The following is a 17,883-nucleotide window of genomic DNA, read 5'->3' as shown; positions in this document are numbered from 1 at the left end:
GGGCTCTGCCGGTGGCGGGGGAAGTGTCGGGTTGCACTTTGAGCCCTCGGAGTTATGTGGCGCTTCGCCCGAGCTGTCCCATGCTGTGCAACATTGCGGTCGCGATTCGGGTGTTCACGGTGTCGGGGACCGGCTGGGGCCCGGGGCTGAGGTCGTAGCTGGGATCGACCAGTGCAGCGAGGGATCGGGCTTGGAGCGTGAGGCCGAGGTCCATGGCCTCGATGGGATTCCCGATGCCTCCATGGGCCGCGAGGTTGACGATTCTGCCCTCAGCGATGCAGAACGCGGACTTCCCGTTCGGGAGTTCGTGGCGCTTGAGTGATGGTGACAGCTCTGCTCCTGGTGCTTGATGTTCGAGCCGGCGGATATCGATTTCGGTGTCGACATGGCCGGCGTTCGCCAGCAGCACGCCGTCGGGCATCTGCTCGATGGCGGTGTAGTCGACGACGCCGGGGCGGCCGGTCGCCGTGATGACGACCTCGGCCCTGGCCGGTGCCACCGAGTGCTCCGCGACCTCAAACCCGTCCATGGCTGCTTCGAGGGCCTTGATGGGGTCGATCTCGACCACGGTGACGTCGGCTCCTCGGCGGTGGGCATACAGGGCGATACCTCGACCGCACCAGCCATAGCCGTAGACGACCACCCGCTTCTTGTGCAACGACATGTTGGTCACTCGCACAATCGTGTCGACCACGGACTCCCCTACCCCGTGCTTGTTCTCAACGATCGACTTCAGCGGACTGTCGTTGATCACAATGACCGGAAACCCGACCTGGCCGGTGTAATCCTCTCGCAATCGGAACCCACCGGAAGTGGTCTCCTCGGTCGCTCCCACGGGCGGGCTCGCGCTGTCGAGGCAGGCCCCGATGAGTTCGGCTCCGTTGTCCAACACCAAATCTGGTCCTGCCGATGCGATCCTGCTCAAATGGGCGGCAGTCGCCTCCGGCCCTTGCCCTTGGCGATCGAGGACTTTGCATCCTTGGCTCGACAACACCTCGGCCGTCCCGAACTGGGTCGTGCCCTCGTTACCCATCGCGATGACCTCTGCGCCTCCGGCGAGTAGAGCTTCGATCAGCACCGCTGTCTTGGGCTCGAGATGGAGACGGAATCCCACCGTCATCCCCTCGAAGGGCTTCTCGGCGGTGAACTCGGCGATCGTCTCAACCAGAACCGGCATGTGACGCCGAGTCCAGGCAATCCGACCCTCCGCCACCCGCCGCTCACTAGACATCGTTCGACCGTCTCCCACTCAGGCCACCTACGCTACCCACCCACTCCTAGCGACGCGGACCCCATCGGGTGAGCCAGTGGAAGGGGGCTCTGCCGGTGGCGGGGGAAGTGTCGCAGGCGTGGGTACGGTGGTGGGGTGACCTTGGCGGACGAGATCTCGGGCGGCTTGATGGACGGGCTGAACGAACGGCAGCAGGCTGCGGTGGTGGCGCCGGGCACCCCGCTGTGCATCCGTGCCGGGGCGGGAACCGGCAAAACCCGGGTGCTCACCCGCCGCATCGCCCACCAGGCCGCCATCGACGCCATCGACCCGGAGCGCACCCTGGCCCTCACCTTCACCCGCAAGGCGGCCGACGAGATGCACCACCGCCTGGCCACGCTGGGACTGCGGGGCAAGGTTCGGGCCGGCACCTTCCACCGGGCCGCCTTCGCCCAACTCCGCACCCGTTGGGCCGAGCGGAACGTTCGGCCCCCCGAACTGCTGCAGGACAAGCGAGGGCTGCTGGCCCGGGTGGCCAACCAGGCCGGGGTGCGGCTGGGCCGGGTCGAACGGCAGGAGGCGGTCGCCGAGATCGAATGGGCCAAAGCCCGCCGCATCTCCCCCAACGGCTACCTCGAAACAGCCCCCCGACTCGGGCGCCAAACGGCCCTGCCCCCCGACCGGATCGCCGAACTCTACCGGCGCTATGAGCAGGAGAAGGTGAAGCGACGGGTGGTGGACTTCGACGACCTGCTGTCGTTGGCCCTGCGTGACCTCACCGACGACCCCGAGTACGCCGAGGCCTGCCGCTGGCGATTCCCGCACGTGTTCGTGGACGAGTTCCAGGACGTGAACCCCCTCCAGTTCGACCTGTTGCGGGCCTGGCTGGGAGAGCGCAACGACCTGTGCGCGGTGGGCGACCCCAACCAGGCCATCTACGGCTGGAACGGGGCCGACGCCGATTACATCGAACGGTTCGGCCACTGGTTCCCCGGCGCCACCGTGCTCGAGTTGGTGGACAACTACCGCTCCACCCCCCAGATCCTGGCGGCGGGCCGAGCCGTGCTCCCTCCGGGGGCGGCCGCGCTGGTCGCCCACCAACTCGACGGACCCCGTCCGAAAGTCCACACCCACGCCACCGATGCCGACGAGGCGGTGGCCGTGGCCCGGGCCCTGCGCGACGCCAAGGGTCCGGAGACGGCGTGGTCGTCGATGGCGGTGCTGGCCCGAACCAACGCCCAGACGGCCACGCTCGCCACCGCCCTTCGTCGGGCGATGATCCCCTTCCGGGTGCGCGCCGAGGCCCGCCGCGGCGACCACGACGCCAAGGACCCCCCGGCCACCACTGGGGACGCGGTGGACGTGGCCACGTTCCATGCCGCCAAGGGGCTGGAGTGGCCCATCGTCCACCTCGTCGGCCTGGAGCAGGGCCTGGTGCCCATCAGCAGGGCCCAGACGCCGGCGGAGATCGCCGAGGAGCGACGGCTGCTCTACGTGGCCATCACCCGAGCCCAGCAAGAACTGCACTGCCACTGGGCCGGCGAACGGGCCTTCGGCGACCGAACCTCCCCCCGCTCCCCCTCTCCCTACCTGAACGCCATCGTCAACGCCGCCACCCACTACAAGGGGGCCGGCAGAGCCCCCGCGAGGCGTTAGCGGTACGTGGCCGGGCGACTACAGGTCGAAGGGAATCAACACCACCACCACGGTGGCGTCGCAGTCTCGCAACACCTGCTCCACCCGGTGCCCCAGGAAGGGCCGATCTCCGACCCGGCGAAGGTGAGCGCCCATGACCACCAGGTCGGCCTCGATCTCCTGCACCAGCTTCAGGATCTCCTCGGCCGGTGACGCGCCCTCCAGCACCGCGGCCCGGGTGGTGGCCCCCAACTCGTCGGCGTGGGCCATGGCCTGCTCCACCACCCGCTCCCCCACGTCGGCATCGCCCCTCGGCAAAATCATCCGGCGGCTGAACAGCGAGGGCAGCCCGGCGGGCTCCCCCCGGGTGGCGCTGACGTGGGTGAGGTGCAACTCGGTGCCGAGCTGGGCGCTGAGATTGAACGCCACCTCCTGGGCCGCCCGTGACACCGGGCTCCCGGTCACCGGTACCACGGCCCGGCTGAACGCCCCCGGCAGGGGTCGGTCGAGGTTGCGGGCCCGACGCACCACCACCACCGGGATCGGGCTCTCCGACAACACCCCGTCCACCAACGGGGAGATCACCTGGAAGGTGTCCTCGTAGTCCTGGGCCCCCAGCCCGATCACCCCGAAGCCCAGCCGGCTCTCGTCGATCACGGCCTGCACCGGGTTGTCGTGGCGCACCCGGCGATGTTCCAGCGGGCGGTCGTACAGCACATTGCGCAGGGGCTCGATGTCCACCTCGGCGTCGCGGGCCCCCACCGTGAGCACGGTGGCGCCCGCTTCGATCGGCCAGGCGAAGTGCAGCACCTGGGCGGCGGCGATGGACTCCGGCCCGCCCCGGCTGGGCAACAGCAACCGGGAGGTCCGCACCACCAGGTTGCGGCTCAACGCCTGCTCCCGGCCCAGCCGTTCCTGCTCGTCGGGGGTGCCCTGCCAGTTGTTCACCACCCCCCGCAGCATGGCCGAGGCGAACAGCGAGGTGATCACCGGCACCAGCACGATCACCGAGAAGGCGGTGGGGCTGAACACCCCCACGCCCAACCCCACGGTGGCGATCACGATCTCCAACGCCCCGCGGGCGTTCAGGCCCGCCCCCAGGGCCAACCCGGCCCGATGGGTACGACCGGCCAGACGGGCCCCGCCGTAGGCCCCGGCGAACTTGAACACGATGCCCACCAGCAACAGCACCAGCGCCCACCACAGGGCCTCGGCGTCGTTCAACAACCGCAGGTCCACCTGCAGACCGGCGGTGGCAAAGAACACCGGGGCGAACAGGGCCCCGGTCAGGCCCTCGAGGTGACCGATGACCTCTTCGTGCTGGAATCGGGATCGGTTCAGCACCACCCCGGCCACGAACGCGCCCAACACCGCCTCCACACCCAACCACTCGGTGGCCACCCCGAAGGCCAGCATGGTCACCATGCACACCGTGAGCGCGGCGGCCAGGCTGCTGCCCGCCCGGCGCACCCGCCGCAGGAACAGGTCCACCACCCGCTGGCCCACCGTCAACGCCAGCACCCCGAAGGCGGCAATCCCGCCCAGGGTGCTCAGCACCTGGCCCACCGAGACCTCGCCGGAGGTGGCCAGGCCGGTGAACACCCCCAACATCACCCAGCCGACCACGTCGTTGGCCATGCCCGCGGCCACGGTGATCTGGCCGAAGTCCCGGCGCATCAGCCCCAGCTCGCTCAGAATCTTGGCCACCACGGCCAGCGAAGACACGCTGAGCGCCAACGCCACGAACAGGGTGAACGTGGTCCGCTGGGCGTCCTCGGCCAAAAACACCGACGGCAGCATCAGCCCGACCACCACTCCGGCGATCAGCGGCACAACCAGGCTCCCGGCGGTGACCAACAGCGCCGGCCGCCCCAGCTTGGAGATGAGCCCCAGGTCGGTCTCGAACCCGGTGACCACCAACAACAGCGCCACCCCCACCCAGCTCACCGCCTGCAGGGCGGCGGTCTGTTCGGCGACATCGGGCAGGAACCACTCGAAGCCCGATTCCCACACCACGCCGAACACCGACGGACCCAGCACCAATCCGGCCAACAGCGCCCCCACCACCGAGGGCAGGCCCACCCGACGCATCACCAGACCGAACAGGTGGGCGGCGGTCACCAGGGCCAGGATCTGGACCCAAAAGACCAGGAGGTCGAAACCCCCCGTCTCCGCCGCGAACACCGTCACCGACGAACCCGGCATCAGGCCGCCGAGCCCCAGTCGAAGTCCGCCACCACCGGGGCGTGGTCGGAGGGTTTCTCCCCCTTGCGGGCGTTGCGGTCCATGAGCACGCTGGTCACCCGCTGGGCCAACGGCTGGGAGGCCATCACCATGTCGATGCGCATCCCCTGGCGCTTGTGGAACCGCCCGGCCTGGTAGTCCCAGAAAGTGTAGAGCCCGTCGTGGGGCCACCGGCGGCGGAACACGTCCACCAGTCCCCAGTCCAACACCTGCTCCAGGGCCCGGCGCTCGGGCTCGGTCACGTGGGTGAGCCCCTCGAAGGCGGCGATGTCCCACACGTCGTTGTCGGCCGGGGCCACGTTGAAGTCCCCGGCCACCACCACCGGGGCGTCCGCCTCGGCGTTGGCCTCCAGATGGGAGCGAAGCCGGCCCAGCCAGTCCAGCTTGTAGTGGTAGTGGTCGTGGTCGACCTCCCGGCCGTTGGGGATGTAGGCGCTGGCCACCCGCACCCCGGCGCAGGTGGCCCACACGATGCGGGCGTCGGGATCGGCCTCACGACCGTCGGCGAACCCGTTGGCGGGGTCGGCCAGGCCCACCCGGCTCAAGATGGCCACCCCGTTCCACCGTCCCTGGCCGTGATGGGCCCACTCGTAGCCCATGGCCTCGAAGGCCAGACCGGGAAAGGCGTCGTCGGCCATTTTGGTCTCCTGCATGCACAGCACGTCGGGCTCGGCCAGCTCCAACCACTCCTGCACCCGGGGCATGCGGGCGTTGAGGGAGTTCACGTTCCAGGTGGCCAACCGCACTCGAAAGACCCTAGTGGGTGAGATGTTCCTAGACTCGGGGTATGAGTCCAGAGGCTGAGGCGGTTGTCGGCCAGAACGCCTGGCTGGTGGACGAGATGCACCGCCAGTATCTGGCCGACCCAACATCGGTCAGCGAGAGCTGGCAGGACTTCTTCTCCGACTATCGCCCCGACCGGGTGCTTCCCGATGGCGACGGCCCGGCCCCTGCGCCCGCACCCCCGCCGGGGGCGACCCCGACCCCCGAACCCGCTCCCGGAGACCCGCTGCGGGGGGCCGCCGCCCGCATCGCCCGCAACATGGAGGCCAGCCTGGCCGTCCCCACCGCCACCAGCTTCCGGGAGGTGCCGGCCAAGCTGCTCGACGTCAACCGCCGCATCGTCAACGGCTACCTGGGGCGCACCGACGGGCGCAAGGTGTCGTACACCCACCTGATCGCCTTCGCCGTGGTGCAGGCCATCGCCCACCACCAGCCGGTGATGAACTCCACGTTCGTGGACACCGACCAGGGCCCCCGCGTGGTGCGCCACCCCCACATCGGGCTGGGCATCGCGGTCGACGTGGAAAAGGCCGACGGCTCTCGGACCCTGCTGGTGCCGTGCATCCCCGAGGCCGACACCTTGGACTTCCCCCACTTCGTGGAGCTCTACGACACCATGGTCCGCAAGGTCCGCAGCAACGATCTGAGCCCCGACGACTTCGTCGGGGTCACCGTCAGCATCACCAACCCCGGCACCCTCGGCACGGTGCAGTCGGTGCCCCGCCTCATGCCCGGCCAAGGGGTCATCGTCGGGGTGGGCACCATCGACTACCCCACCGCCTACCAGGCCGCCGATTCCCGCACGCTGGCCGACCTGGGGGTGTCCAAGGTGATCACCCTCTCCTCCACCTACGACCACCGCATCATCCAGGGTGCGGAATCGGGCATGTTCCTGGGCGCGGTACACGAGTTGCTGTTGGGCAAGCACGACTTCTACGACCACATCTTCCGGGCGGTGGGGGTGCCCTACGAGGCAGTGCGCTGGCGGCCCGACATCTTGCCCCTCGACCGGGAGCAGGCCGGGATCACCAAGCAGGTGCAGGTCAACGCCCTGATCAACATGCACCGGGTGCGGGGGCATCTCATCGCCGACCTGGATCCGCTGTCGGCCAACGAGCCCGAGATGCACGCCGAACTCGACCCGGCCACCTACGGCCTGACCATCTGGGATCTCGACCGGGAGTTCCTCACCACCGGGCAGGGGGGCCTCGAATTGGGCCAGCCCGACGGCAAGATGCCGCTGGGGGACATCCTCCACGTGCTGCGCAACGCCTACTGCCGCACGGTCGGGGTGGAGTACATGCACATTCAGGAACCCGACGAGAAGCAGTGGATCCAACAGCAGGTGGAGGCCGTGGACCTCCCGGTGGGGCTGGAGGCCAAGCTGCACATCCTGGATCGGCTGAACGCGGCCGAGGCCCTGGAGCGCTTCTTGGACACCAAGTACGTGGGCCAGAAGCGGTTCGGGATCGAGGGGGCCGAGAGCGCCATCGTGGTGCTGGACACCACACTGGCCGCCGCCGCCGATGCGGGGATGGACTCGGTGATCATGGGCATGGCCCACCGGGGCCGGCTCAACGTGCTGGTCAACATCGTGGGCAAGGACTACGAGCAGCTCTTCGGCGAGTTCGAGGGGAACCTGGACGAGTCGACCATCCAGGGGTCGGGCGACGTGAAGTACCACCTGGGGATGACCTCGGAGTTCGAGAGTTCGGCCGGGAACCGCATCCCGGTGGAGCTGGCCGCCAACCCCTCGCACCTGGAGGCGGTGAACCCGGTGGTCGAGGGCATGGTCCGGGCCCGACTCGACCGCATCGGCCACGAACCCCGCGAGCACAGCCCGGTGCGCGGCCTGGTCCGCGGCGGCCCCGCCGCCGAGTCGAGCCCCTACGGGGTGCTGCCCCTCTTGGTCCACGGTGACGCCGCCTTCGCCGGTCAAGGGGTGGTGAGCGAAACCCTGAACCTGTCGCTGATCCAGGGCTATCGCACCGGCGGCACCGTGCACCTGGTGATCAACAACCAGGTGGGCTTCACCACCACTGCCGAGTCGGCCCGCTCCAGCTACTACTGCACCGACGTGGCCAAGATGATCCAGGCCCCCATCTTCCACGTCAACGGCGACGACCCCGAGGCCTGTGCCCGGGTGGCCCGCCTGGCCTTGGACTACCGCAACACCTTCCACAAGGACGTGGTGATCGACATGTGGTGCTACCGGCGCCAGGGTCACAACGAGGCCGACGATCCCAGCTTCACCCAGCCCGAGATGTACCGGAGGATCGAGCACCACCGTTCGGTGCGCAAGCGGTACGTGGAGTCGCTGGTGAAGCGGGGCGACATCACCCTGGAAGAGGCCGAGCAGGCCATGGACGAGTTCCGATCCAAGCTCCAACACGCCTTGGAGGACACCCGGAGCCGCACCGCGGACCCCCCGGCGAGCACCCCCGAACGCGCCCCGGAGGCGGGGCGCCCGCCGCTCGAGCTGTCCCTGTCGGCGGCGTTGGCCGCCCCGCCACCCCCACCGGACCCGCCGGTGGCCACCGGGGTCGACGACGAGCAGGTCGACCGGGTGTTCGAGGCCGTCGCGGCGGTGCCCGAGGGTTTCGTCCTGCACCCCAAGTTGGCCCGGCAGTTCGAGGCCCGCAACGCCATGATGGAGGAGGGCACGGTGGACTGGGGCCTGGCCGAGGCCCTGGCCTTCGGCACCCTGCTGGACGAGGGGACGTCCATTCGCCTGGCCGGCCAGGACTCGCGGCGGGGCACGTTCTCCCACCGCCACAGCACCCTGGTGTGCCACCTCACCGCCCGGGAGCATTGCCCCCTGGCCGGGCTGGCCCGGGGCGGGGCCACGTTCTGGGTCTACGACTCTTTGTTGTCGGAGTACGCGGCCCTGGGGTTCGAGTACGGCTACTCGGTGGGCAGCCCCGACGCCCTGGTGCTGTGGGAGGCCCAGTTCGGCGACTTCGTCAACGGCGCCCAGATCATCATCGACCAGTTCGTCATGTCGGCCGAGGACAAATGGAACCAGCACTCCGGGTTGGTCATGTTGTTGCCCCACGGCTTCGAGGGCCAGGGTCCGGAGCACTCCTCGGGTCGGATCGAGCGGTTCTTGCAGTCGGCCGCCGAGAACAACATCCGGGTGGCCAACCTGTCGACCGCGGCCCAGTACTTCCACCTGCTCCGGGACCAGGCCCAGCGGACCCCCCGCCGGCCTCTGGTGTTGTTCACCCCCAAGTCGCTGCTGCGCCATCGCGACGCCCGGTCGCCGGTGAGCGAGCTGATCGGCGGCTCGTTCTCACCGGTACTGGCCGACCCCGGTGGGCCCGATCCCGGCGAGGTGACCAGCGCGGTGCTGGCCTCGGGAAAGATCAGCCACGAGGCCCTTGCCGAACGGGATCGCTGCGGGGCCCCGACGGCGGTGGTGCGGGTGGAGCAGCTCTACCCGTGGCCAGCCGTCGCTTTGGCCGAGGCCCTGGACCGCTACCCCCGCATCGACAAGGTCGTCTGGCTCCAGGAGGAACCCCAGAACATGGGGCCGTGGAACTACGTGAAGGGGCACCTCCACGACGGCTACGGCGACCGGTGCGCCATCGTCGGGGCCAGTCGCTTGGAGTCGTCCAGCCCGGCCACCGGCAGCGCCGCCGTCCACGCCCAAGAGCAGGCCGAACTCGTGGCCCGAACCTTCTCGTCGCTGAAGTCCTGAGGACCTGCTCGGGGCCGCCTGCTGGGGGTCTACGTCTCCAGGAGGCCCCGGGCCACCTCTCGGGCCTCGTCGAGGGTGGACACGATGCGATCATCGGGAACCCGCTGCAGCGCGTCCAGGGAGCGCAGGGTGCTCTCGGGCAACCCGGACAGACCCATCACGATGCACTCGGTGTCCTGGTCGATGCCCGCGTCGATGAGCTGCTCGAGCACCAGGGCCGCGCTCTCGTCGAGGTAGATGGTCTCGGAGAAGTCGAAGATCACCACCTCGTGGTCCCGGATGTCCACGCTCACGGTGTTGATGATCTTGTTGGACGACGCCACCGAGAAACTCCCCCGCAAGGCCACCATGCCCACCCGGGCGGCATGGGGATCGGCCCCGCCCTCGTCGGTCGTGACCTCCCCCTGGAAGAACTTCTGGTCCAGAATCGGCACCGAGACCACGTTGTCGATCTCCAGGCGCTCGAACTGCCGGGAGCGGGTCATGCCCGCGATGATCAGTCCGATGGCCACCGCGGTGATCAAGTCCACGAACACGGTCAGACCGAAGGTGGCGAACATGATGAACAACTGCTCTCGGTCCAGGCGGGTGATCCTGGTCAGGAACCGCCAGTCCATGATGTCCCAGCCCACCTTCATCAAGATGCCGGCCAGGGCGGCGTGGGGAATCTCCTCCACGTACTGCCCCAGGCCCAAAAGCAGGGCCAGAAGGATCAGGGCCCCCAGCACACCGGAGACCGGGCTGTGGCCGCCGGCGCGGATGTTGACCACCGTGTTCATGGTGGCGCCTGCGCCGGGAACCCCGCCGAAGAACCCGGCCATCATGTTGCCGATTCCCTGGCCGATCAGCTCCCGGTTGGGCTTGTGGCTGGTCCGGGTCATCGAGTCGGCCACCAGCGAGGTCAACAGGCTGTCGATGGAGCCCAACAGGGCGATGGTCAGCGCCGGGGTCACGGCCCGGGCCAGCACGTCACCGGAGAGTTCGGGCAGTTCGAAGCCGGGCAGGCCGGTGGGCACGTCGCCGATGACCGGGGTGTCGCTGAGCCACAGCACGCTCAGCAGAGTCCCGGCGATCAGCGCCATCAGGATCGACGGCACGTAGGACCGGAGGCGGACCGGCCAGAAGATGCAGACGCCCAGCGACACCGCGGCGACGGTCAGCGAGTGGTAGTTGACGTCGCCCAAGGCGTCGGGCCAGGCACGGACCGCGTCGATGGGCCCGCCGCGCTCCGTCGCGGCCCCCAGGAACGGCAGGGTCTGCACCAAGATGATGATGACCCCGATGCCGGACATGAAGCCCGACACCACCGAGTACGGCGTGTACACCACGAAACGGCCGATGCGCAGCATCCCCAGGCAGATCTGCAACAGACCCGCCATGACCACGATGGTGAAGGCCTCTTCCAGGGTGTCGGCATGGCTGGTCACCACCACCGCCATGGCCAGCGCCATCGGGCCGGTGGGACCGGAGATCCGGGCCGGCGTTCCCCCGAAGATCGACGAGAGCATTCCCAGGGCGATCGCCCCGTACATGCCGGCCACCGCGCCCAGTCCCGAGGCCTCGCCGAAGGCCAGCGCGGTGGGAAGCACCACCACCGCGGCGGTGACGCCCCCGAACGCGTCGGCGCGGAAGCTCTGCTGGTTGTAGTTCAGAGCGAGGCGGCCGTCGGGCATGCCCCGAGCTTAGTGGTGCCTCAGTCGATGTCGAGGTTGAGGAGACGGGCGGCGTTGCCCCGCACCAGCTTGTGGACCACGTCCGGGGGGAGGTGGCCCATCATGTCCTCGGCCGCCTGCTTGGAGTGGGGCCAGGTGGAGTCGGTGTGGGGGTAGTCGGTCTCGAAGGTCACGTTGTCCACGCCCACCTCGTCGAGCGACTTCAAGCCGTGCTTGTCACGGAAGAAGCACCCGAAGATCTGCCGGTAGTAGTAGGTGGACGGGGGTTCGGGCACGATGTCCTTCACCCCGCCCCAGGCCCGGTGCTCCGACCAGACGTCGTCGCAGCGCTCCAGGATGTAGGGAATCCACCCGATCTGGCCCTCGGAGTAGGCCAGCTTGAGCTGGGGAAATCGCACCAGCACCCCGGAGAACAGGAAATCGCTCATGGACGCGATGGCGTTGTTGAAGCTCAGCGAGGCCGACACCGCCGGGGGGGCATCGGGGGACGCCGCGGGCATCACCGAGGAGGATCCGATGTGCATGCACACCGCGGTGTCGGTGTCCTCGCAGGCGTCGAAGAACGGATCCCAGTAGTCGGTGTGGATGCTGGGCAGGCCGAGGTTGGGGGCGATCTCGCTGAAGCACACCGCATGACAGCCCCGGGCGGCGTTGCGCTCCACCTCGGCGGCGGCCAAGGCCGCGTCCCACAGCGGAATGATGGCCAACGGGATCAACGCCCCGTCGGAATCACCGCACCACTCCTCGATCATGAAGTCGTTGTAAGCCTGCACACAGGCCAAGGCCAGCTCCTTGTCCTCGGCTTCGAGGAAGGTCTGGCCGCAGAACCGGGGAAACGTGGGAAACGACAAGGAGGCCTCCACGTGGTTCATCTCCATGTCCTGGATCCGGGCCTTGGGGTCGTAGCACCCGGGGCGCATCTCGTCGAAGGTGATGGGCACCGCTTCCATGTCGTCGCGGTCGAAACCCACCGCGGCTACGTGGCGCTTGTTGGGGTACACCAAGTCCTCGTAGAACCAGACGTCGCCCCACGGTGCGCCCTCCACGTCCAACTCGTAGGTGTACATCTTGGACCCGCCCACGTACGTGATCGGGCCCACCCGGCGGCGTTCCACCCGCGGTCCCCGCTCCTTGAACCGCTCGGGCAGCCAGCTCTGCCACAGGTGGGCCGGCTCCACCAAATGGTCGTCCACGCTGATGATCTTGGGAATCTCTGTGCGCACAATCTGAGCCTACCGGGCCGGTGCGCGGGTCACCGCAGCCGGCATCGGCCGCCGACGGCGCGGGCCCCGCGGGACGGGAGGTCAGTCGGAGGCGGCCAGCGCAGCCACCAGCGCGGCGGGCAACGTGGATCGCTCGGGGGGAAGATGGTGTTCGGCCGCCCACAGAACGGTGAGTTCGGCGCTGCCCGCCTCCGCCAGCATGGCCGCACCCAGTCGGGGGTGATCCCGATACTGCGCCCATCGGCCCCGAACCCACCGGGGGGCGAGGGCGCCCGCCACGGTGGCCCCCACCCGGGCCATCGTTCCCAGCCCGGCCCGGTTCTTGCCCACGTCGTGGAGGGCGGCGGCCACCCGCTGGGCGTCATCGGCCAGCGCCGGGCAGCGTGCCGACCGAACGGCGTGGCTGCGGTCAGCCCGACTCATCTGCCGGTAGTGGCGCTGCTCGGCCTCGTTCAGCAGACCCATCAGCCACGCCTCCTCGGCGGGATCGGGCGGGCGGGCCGCCACCGATTGGAAGAATCGCCGCACCAGGTGGGCGCCCATCCTCATCGGCTGCGCACCGCTCGGGGGTGGGCGGCCCGGTAGACCTCCCAGAGCACCTCTTTGGACACCATGGTGTAGATCTGGGTGGTGCTGATGGAGGCGTGGCCCAACAGCTCCTGCACCGCTCGGATGTCGGCGCCGTGGTCCAGCATGTGGGTGGCGCAGGAATGGCGGAACGAGTGGGGGGTCACCTTGGCCCCGAGGCCCACCTGCCGGGCCCGCTTCTTCACCACCCCCCAGGCCCCCGGACGCGACAAGCGGCGTCCCCGCTGGCTCAGCCACACGGCCTCTTGATCGTGCTGGGATGCCCAGCGGTCGGGCTCCATCTCGCCCCGACCGGCGGGGGCCAGCCAGGCCGCCAATGCCTCGTGGGCGCAGCGGCCCACCGGCAGAACCCGCTCCTTTTGGCCCTTTCCCACCACCCGCACGGTGCGTCCGCCCATGTCCAGGTCCGACAGCGACATCCCGATCAGCTCGCTGATGCGCATCCCGGTGCCGTAGAGCACCTCCAACATGGCCCGATCCCGGCGGGCCACCCGGTCGGTGCCCTCCACCGCCCCGATCACGGCGTCCATCTCGGCTTCGCTCAGGGCCTTGGGTACGCCCACGGGCACCCGAGGCAGCTCCACGGCAGCACTGGGGTCATCGGGCCGCCACCCCTCCATCACCAGGTACTGGTGGAAGGTCCGCACCGCGGTCATGGCCCGCCGCACCGACGCCGGGGCCATCCCCCGCTGTTGGCGTCGGCGCAGGAAGGCCACCAGGTCGTCCTCCTCGGCAGTCTCCGGACTGCGCCCCCGGTCGGCCAGCACCTCGCAATAGTCGGTGAGGTCCCGCTGGTAGGCCTCCCTGGTGCGCCGGGCCCGGCCCCGTTCCAGCACCAGCCAATCCAAGAACTCCTCCACCCCGTCGGCCCCGTCCGTCGTCGGCGGCACCGGTCGACCTACCCCAGACGCTCGCGGGCCAACAGGAGTCCGACGATGGACTTGGCGTCGGCCAGCTCGCCGGAGGCCACCAGGGCACCGACATCGTCCAGCCTGACCCGCTCGATGGCCATGTGCCGTTCCTCGATGCTGTGGGGTTGGCGGTCGGTGTCGGTCAAGTCGGTGGCCAGGTAGCAGTGGGTGATCTCGTCGCAAAACCCCGGGGAGTTGTGGAACACGGCCAACAATTCCAGGTGCCCCGCTTGCTTGCCGATTTCCTCCTCCAGCTCCCGTCGGGCGGTCCGCTCGGGGGGTTCATCGGGGCTGTCCAACTTGCCCGCGGGGATTTCCAGCAGGTGCCGGTTGACCGCCGGGCGATACTGCCGCACCATGATGGCTTCGCGGCCCTCGAGGGGAACGATCACCGCCGCTCCGGGGTGGCGGATGATCTCCCGTTGGTAGGTGGTGCCGTCGGGCGCTCGGATGTCGGCCACCGACAACGACACCACTTGGCCCTGCCACTGCTCGCGCTCGCCCAGCGGGGTGAAACCCCCTGGCTGGTTCACCGGCGGGCCGTCACTCAACGACGGGCGGCGGCCGATTCCTCGGCCACCGCCGGGGCCGGTTCGCCGACCTGCTCGCCTCTCTCACCGGCCTGCTCGGGCCCCGATCCGTTGGCCTGATCCGGGGCCCCGTCAGGGGGCCGACGATCCAACGCCGCCTTCACCAGGCCGCAGAACAGGGGGGCGGGCCGATCGGGACGGCTTTTGAACTCGGGGTGGGCCTGGGTGCCCACCCACCAGGGGTGGTCGGCCAGCTCGATGAACTCCACCAACAACCCGTCGGGCGACTCACCGGCGATCACGAAATCGGTGCCCTCGAAGCGGCTGCGGAGTTTGGGATTGAACTCGTAGCGGTGCCGGTGTCGCTCCGACACCACCTCGTTGCCGTACACCTCGGCCACCTTGGTACCCGCCCGAAGCTTGGCCAGGCAGGCCCCCAGGCGCATGGTGCCCCCCTTGTCGGTGATGCTGCGCTGCGATTCCATCAGGTCGATGACCGGCCAGGGGGTGCGGGGATCGAATTCGCTGGAATGGGCGTTGGCCAGGCCCAACACGTTGCGGGCGTAGTCGATGGTCATCACCTGCAGACCCAGGCACAGCCCCAGACAGGGGACGCCGTTCTCCCGGGCGAAGGAGGCCGCGTTGATCTTGCCCTCGATCCCCCGCTCGCCGAATCCGCCGGGGATCACGATGCCGTCGAGGCCCGACAGGAGGCTGTCCACCATCAGCCCCTCCACGCTCTCGGCCTGAATCCACTCGATGGCCACCGACGCCCCGTGATGGATGGCGGCGTGGTTCAACGCCTCCACCACCGACAGGTAGGCGTCGGGCAGGGTCACGTACTTGCCGATGAGGCCGATGCGCACCGTGCGCTGGGCCGTTTCGATGCGCTGGTTCAGCAGCCGCCAGTCGGCCAGGTCGGGCTCGGGTGCGTCGAGGCGCAAGATGTCGCACACCACCCGGTCCAGCCCCTCCTCGTGGAGCACCAGGGGGATCTCGTAGATGCTGTCGGCGTCGGCCGCATTGGCCACCGCCATCACGTCCACGTCGCACAGGCTGGAGATCTTGCGCTTCAGCTCGTCGGAAATGGGCGATTCGCTCCGGCACACGATGGCGTCGGGTTGCACGCCCCGGCTGCGCAACTCGGTCACCGAGTGCTGGGTGGGCTTGGTCTTCTGCTCGCCGGTCGGTCCGATGAACGGCACCAGGGTGACGTGGACGTAGCAGACGTTCTCGCGTCCCACGTCCAGGCGCACCTGGCGGATGGCCTCCAGGAAGGGGAGGATCTCGATGTCGCCCACCGTGCCGCCGATCTCGGTGATGACCACGTCCACGTCGTCGGACACCAGGCTGGAGATGCGGCTCTTGATCTCGTTGGTGACATGGGGGATCACCTGTACGGTCTTGCCCAGGTACTCCCCCTGGCGTTCGGCGGCGATGACCGAGGAATAGATGGATCCGGTGGTGGCGTTGGAGAGCTTGGTCAGGCTCTCGTCGATGAAGCGCTCGTAGTGTCCGAGATCCAGATCGGTCTCACCGCCGTCATCGGTGACGAACACCTCGCCGTGCTCGAAGGGGTTCATGGTGCCGGGGTCCACATTGATGTACGGGTCCAGCTTTTGCATGGTCACCCGCAGGCCCCGCTGCTTGAGCAGGCGGCCCAGGGAAGCGGCCGAGAGCCCCTTGCCCAGCGAACTCGCCACCCCACCAGTGACAAAGATGTGCTTGGTCACGCCCGCCAAGCTTAGCGGGGTGCGGCCACAACTGGTGGACCGGTCACCGCCGGGACGCTTCGAGCAATTCGGAGGCGTGGTGACGGGCGCTTTGGCTGTCGGGCGACCCCGAGAGCATGCGGGAGAGTTCCACGACGCGGTCCTCGTCCTCCAGTGGCACCGCGGCCACCGAGACCGAGGCGCCGTCGTCGTGCTTGACGATGCTCACCTGGTGATCGGCGCAGGCCGCCACCTGGGGCAGGTGGGTCACCACCAACACCTGGTGGTGGGCCGACAGGCGAGCCAACGCCCGGCCCACGGTCTGGGCCACGGCGCCGCCGATGCCGGCATCCACCTCGTCGAACACCAGCACCGGAGGTCCGGCGCTGATCACCAGGCGCAGGGCCAGCATGACCCGGGCCAGCTCGCCCCCGGAGGCCGCCGACGACAGGGGAAGGTGGGGGGCGTCGCGGTTGGCGGCCAACAGGATGTCCACCTCGTCGCCGGGATCGTCGCCCACCGTCACCTGCACCTCGGCGTGGGCCATGGCCAGCTCCCGGAGGTGGGCGGTCACCTCTCGGCCGAGCGAACGGGCCGCTCCCCGGCGGGCCTGGCCCACCTTGGCGCCGGCTTCGGTCACCGCGGCCAGTAGGCGGTGGTGCTCGGCGTCCAACTCCTGGGCCAAGCGGTCGAAGTCCTCCAGCTCCACCAGGCGGGCGCACAGGTCACGGTGGAAGGCCATCACCTCGGCCACCGTCTCCCCGTACTTTCGACGCAGGTCGGCCAAGAGTTCCCGGCGCCGCCGGACCTCGGCCAAACGGACCGGATCCTCGTCGATCATCTCGGCCGCCCGGCGCAGTTCCGCCGACAAGTCGGCGGCTTCGGCCGACAGGCCGTAGAGCCGCTCGTGGTGGTCGGCCAAGGGAGGGCGACCCTCCAACGAGGCGGTGATCTGGGCCAGGCCCGCGCCCACCGGGCCGTCGGCCCCCAACATGACCGCCGCCTGTTTGGCCGCCTCCCGGCTGGCGGCGGCGTGGGTCAACAGTGCCTCTTCGGCCTTCAGCGATTCCTCCTCGTCGGGATCCTCCAGGGCGGCCTCATCCAACTCCGTCACCTGGTAGCGGGCCAGCTCGATCTCCCGGGCCCGGGACCGCTCGTCACCCCCCAGCTCGGACCGGCGGCGCTCCAGGTCGGTCAACGCCGCCCGGGCCTCCACCAGCGGCACCAATTCCACCCCGCCGAACCGATCCAACGCCGCCCGCTGATGCACCCGGCGCACCAGCGACTGGTGGGCGTGCTGGCCGTGCAGATCGACCAGTTCGCGCCCCAGGTCCGCCAGCGTGGCCGCCGAGGCCAGGCGACCGTCCACGTAGGCCCGGGCCCGGCCCTCGGCGGGCACCACCCGCCGCAATATGGTCTCTTCGCCCTGGTGGTCGAAGCGGCCCTCCACCACCGCCTCGTCGGCGCCGAACCGCACCATGGTCGGATCGGCCCGGCCGCCCAGCAGCAGATCCACCGCGGTGACCACCAGGGTCTTGCCCGCGCCTGTCTCCCCGGTGAGCGCGGTCATGCCCGGCCCCAACACCAGGTTGAGCCGTTCGATCACGCCCAGGTTCTCCACGGCCAACTCACACAGCACGCCGGCCACCTCCTTTCGGCACGAGGATCCTCATC

The 17,883-nt window shown here is 69.2% G+C and carries 12 protein-coding genes; 2 read left to right on the top strand and 10 right to left on the bottom strand.

Features of this window, described 5'->3' with window-relative positions; all coding sequences use genetic code 11:
• Positions 1-52 precede the first annotated feature (52 nt).
• Positions 53-1,231 carry an adenosylhomocysteinase gene (locus ACOQPQ_RS00770; protein ID WP_420637539.1) on the bottom strand — a complete coding sequence of 393 codons (1,179 nt, stop codon included), beginning with the start codon at positions 1,229-1,231 and terminating at the stop codon, positions 53-55.
• A 135-nt stretch (positions 1,232-1,366) separates the two neighbouring features.
• On the opposite strand from ACOQPQ_RS00770, the gene ACOQPQ_RS00765 reads away from it, so the two are divergent.
• Positions 1,367-2,866, top strand: a complete 1,500-nt coding sequence (locus tag ACOQPQ_RS00765) for an ATP-dependent helicase (protein ID WP_420637538.1) — start codon at positions 1,367-1,369, stop codon at positions 2,864-2,866.
• A gap of 18 nt (positions 2,867-2,884) precedes the next feature.
• Here the strand turns inward: ACOQPQ_RS00765 and ACOQPQ_RS00760 are convergent, their stop codons facing one another.
• On the bottom strand, positions 2,885-5,035 hold the full coding sequence (locus ACOQPQ_RS00760) for a cation:proton antiporter (protein ID WP_420637537.1): 2,151 nt from the start codon (positions 5,033-5,035) through the stop codon (positions 2,885-2,887).
• Positions 5,036-5,049: 14 nt separating this feature from the next.
• Entirely contained in the window at positions 5,050-5,835 is a 786-nt protein-coding gene (locus ACOQPQ_RS00755; RefSeq protein WP_420637536.1) for an exodeoxyribonuclease III, read from the bottom strand.
• A gap of 41 nt (positions 5,836-5,876) precedes the next feature.
• Between ACOQPQ_RS00755 and ACOQPQ_RS00750 the strand changes: the two genes are divergently transcribed.
• Positions 5,877-9,572 carry a multifunctional oxoglutarate decarboxylase/oxoglutarate dehydrogenase thiamine pyrophosphate-binding subunit/dihydrolipoyllysine-residue succinyltransferase subunit gene (locus ACOQPQ_RS00750; RefSeq protein ID WP_420637535.1) on the top strand — a complete coding sequence of 1,232 codons (3,696 nt, stop codon included), beginning with the start codon at positions 5,877-5,879 and terminating at the stop codon, positions 9,570-9,572.
• A gap of 29 nt (positions 9,573-9,601) precedes the next feature.
• Here the strand turns inward: ACOQPQ_RS00750 and ACOQPQ_RS00745 are convergent, their stop codons facing one another.
• The 7 genes from ACOQPQ_RS00745 to recN all read right to left on the bottom strand — a co-directional run bounded on the left by ACOQPQ_RS00745 (position 9,602) and on the right by recN (position 17,848).
• Positions 9,602-11,245 (bottom strand): SulP family inorganic anion transporter, encoded by a 1,644-nt coding sequence (locus ACOQPQ_RS00745; RefSeq protein WP_420637534.1) that lies wholly within the window; start codon positions 11,243-11,245, stop codon positions 9,602-9,604.
• 20 nt (positions 11,246-11,265) lie between these two features.
• Positions 11,266-12,468, bottom strand: a complete 1,203-nt coding sequence (locus ACOQPQ_RS00740) for an amidohydrolase family protein (RefSeq protein ID WP_420637533.1) — start codon at positions 12,466-12,468, stop codon at positions 11,266-11,268.
• 81 nt (positions 12,469-12,549) lie between these two features.
• On the bottom strand, positions 12,550-13,011 hold the full coding sequence (locus tag ACOQPQ_RS00735) for an HD domain-containing protein (RefSeq protein ID WP_420637532.1): 462 nt from the start codon (positions 13,009-13,011) through the stop codon (positions 12,550-12,552).
• 2 nt (positions 13,012-13,013) lie between these two features.
• On the bottom strand, positions 13,014-13,946 hold the full coding sequence (locus ACOQPQ_RS00730) for a site-specific tyrosine recombinase (protein ID WP_420637531.1): 933 nt from the start codon (positions 13,944-13,946) through the stop codon (positions 13,014-13,016).
• An 8-nt stretch (positions 13,947-13,954) separates the two neighbouring features.
• Positions 13,955-14,500, bottom strand: a complete 546-nt coding sequence (locus tag ACOQPQ_RS00725; protein WP_420637530.1) for an NUDIX hydrolase — start codon at positions 14,498-14,500, stop codon at positions 13,955-13,957.
• Between the two features lie 14 nt (positions 14,501-14,514).
• The gene (locus tag ACOQPQ_RS00720) at positions 14,515-16,239 is read right to left on the bottom strand and encodes a CTP synthase (protein ID WP_420637529.1); all 1,725 of its coding nucleotides are present in this window, start codon (positions 16,237-16,239) and stop codon (positions 14,515-14,517) included.
• Between the two features lie 34 nt (positions 16,240-16,273).
• Positions 16,274-17,848 (bottom strand): DNA repair protein RecN, encoded by a 1,575-nt coding sequence (recN, locus tag ACOQPQ_RS00715; protein ID WP_420637528.1) that lies wholly within the window; start codon positions 17,846-17,848, stop codon positions 16,274-16,276.
• Positions 17,849-17,883 lie beyond the last annotated feature (35 nt).

Source organism: Candidatus Poriferisocius sp. (genome assembly GCF_965219775.1).
Lineage (GTDB): Bacteria > Actinomycetota > Acidimicrobiia > Acidimicrobiales > Bin134 > Poriferisocius.
The sequence above is the reverse complement of the archived record's forward strand: the minus strand, read 5'-3'. Positions and strand labels throughout refer to the sequence as shown.